This window comes from Streptococcus sp. 2018110 (assembly GCF_019754115.1).
Taxonomy (GTDB): Bacteria; Bacillota; Bacilli; order Lactobacillales; family Streptococcaceae; genus Streptococcus; species Streptococcus hashimotonensis.
This window is the reverse complement of sequence record NZ_JAIJZO010000040.1, coordinates 1-1,822: the sequence shown is the minus strand read 5'-3', so window position 1 is coordinate 1,822 and position 1,822 is coordinate 1. Positions and strand designations below refer to the sequence as shown.

Annotated in this window: 4 protein-coding genes and 1 pseudogene; all 5 read right to left on the bottom strand. The window is 33.0% G+C overall.

What is annotated here, in order from left to right; all coding sequences use genetic code 11:
- On the bottom strand, positions 1-453 hold a 453-nt coding region (locus K5Q34_RS11640; RefSeq protein WP_221865058.1), incomplete at its 3' end, for an rRNA adenine N-6-methyltransferase family protein.
- Positions 454-577: 124 nt separating this feature from the next.
- Positions 578-661: a 23S rRNA methyltransferase attenuation leader peptide gene (locus K5Q34_RS11635; RefSeq protein WP_001814874.1), complete on the bottom strand. Its 84-nt coding sequence runs from the start codon at positions 659-661 to the stop codon at positions 578-580.
- Between the two features lie 48 nt (positions 662-709).
- Positions 710-949 (bottom strand): peptide-binding protein, encoded by a 240-nt coding sequence (locus K5Q34_RS11630; protein WP_000635249.1) that lies wholly within the window; start codon positions 947-949, stop codon positions 710-712.
- 119 nt (positions 950-1,068) lie between these two features.
- A pseudogene (locus K5Q34_RS11625) lies at positions 1,069-1,329 on the bottom strand (topoisomerase DNA-binding C4 zinc finger domain-containing protein); the annotation flags it as partial.
- A 169-nt stretch (positions 1,330-1,498) separates the two neighbouring features.
- A partial coding sequence (locus tag K5Q34_RS11620; protein ID WP_221865057.1) for an rRNA adenine N-6-methyltransferase family protein occupies positions 1,499-1,822 on the bottom strand: 324 nt, incomplete at its 5' end.

Genomic DNA, 1,822 nt, shown 5'->3' with positions numbered 1-1,822 from the left:
AATCGAGACTTGAGTGTGCAAGAGCAACCCTAGTGTTCGGTGAATATCCAAGGTACGCTTGTAGAATCCTTCTTCAACAATCAGATAGATGTCAGACGCATGGCTTTCAAAAACCACTTTTTTAATAATTTGTGTGCTTAAATGGTAAGGAATATTCCCAACAATTTTATACCTCTGTTTGTTAGGGAATTGAAACTGTAGAATATCTTGGTGAATTAAAGTGACACGAGTATTCAGTTTTAATTTTTCTGACGATAAGTTGAATAGATGACTGTCTAATTCAATAGACGTTACCTGTTTACTTATTTTAGCCAGTTTCGTCGTTAAATGCCCTTTACCTGTTCCAATTTCGTAAACGGTATCGGTTTCTTTTAAATTCAATTGTTTTTTTATTTGGTTGAGTACTTTTTCACTCGTTAAAAAGTTTTGAGAATATTTTATATTTTTGTTCATGTAATCTCTCCTGAAGTGATTACATCTATAAACAAATACAGAAGTTAAACGATTTGTTTGTAATTTTAGTTATCTGTTTAAAAAGTCATAAGATTAGTCACTGGTAGGAATTAATCTAACGTATTTATTTATCTGCGTAATCACTGTTTTTAGTCTGTTTCAAAACAGTAGATGTTTTATCTACATTACGCATTTGGAATACCAACATGACGAATCCCTCCTTCTTAATTACAAATTTTTAGCATCTAATTTAACTTCAATTCCTATTATACAAAATTTTAAGATAATGCACTATCAACACACTCTTAAGTTTGCTTCTAAGTCTTATTTCCATAACTTCTTTTACGTTTCCGCCATTCTTTGCTGTTTCGATTTTTATGATATGGTGCAAGTCAGCACGAACACGAACCGTCTTATCTCCCATTATATCTTTTTTTGCACTGATTGGTGTATCATTTCGTTTTTCTTTTTGTGCGCCTAAATTTCCCACAATCACTCACTTCTTTCTATTTCTTCTTATTCTTATTTTATCATCAACAATCACAAATCACTTGTGATTTGTGATAAGTGATTTGTGATTAATATATAAAAGCCCTCTTTAAAGGGCTTTTATGTTTATTTTGAGAAAGATATAAAATCAATATATCCCTTTTCTCCGATTTTTACAACGGCATTGTAGGACTTTCTATCTTTCGTTTTGATTCCTTTTACCAGGGTTTCTTTTCCCTCTAGTAATTCTTTTACATTTGTTTTGGTGAGTTTTTTCTTTCTAAAATGTTCAGCTAAAGTGAAGGTACATTCAGGATAATTTGAACAACCATAAAACGATTTTTTTAATACAATATTGTTGCCACACTTAGGACATTTTCCTACAAGGGGTCCCGAGCGCTTAGTGGGAATTTGTACCCCTTATCGATACAAATTCCCCGTAGGCGCTAGGGACCTCTTTAGCTCCTTGGAAGCTGTCAGTAGTATACCTAATAATTTATCTACATTCCCTTTAGTAACGTGTAACTTTCCAAATTTACAAAAGCGACTCATAGAATTATTTCCTCCCGTTAAATAATAGATAACTATTAAAAATAGACAATACTTGCTCATAAGTAACGGTACTTAAATTGTTTACTTTGGCGTGTTTCATTGCTTGATGAAACTGATTTTTAGTAAACAGTTGACGATATTCTCGATTGACCCATTTTGAAACAAAGTACGTATATAGCTTCCAATATTTATCTGGAACATCTGTGGTATGGCGGGTAAGTTTTATTAAGACACTGTTTACTTTTGGTTTAGGATGAAAGCATTCCGCTGGCAGCTTAAGCAATTGCTGAATCGAGACTTGAGTGTGCAAGAGCAACCCTAGTGTTCG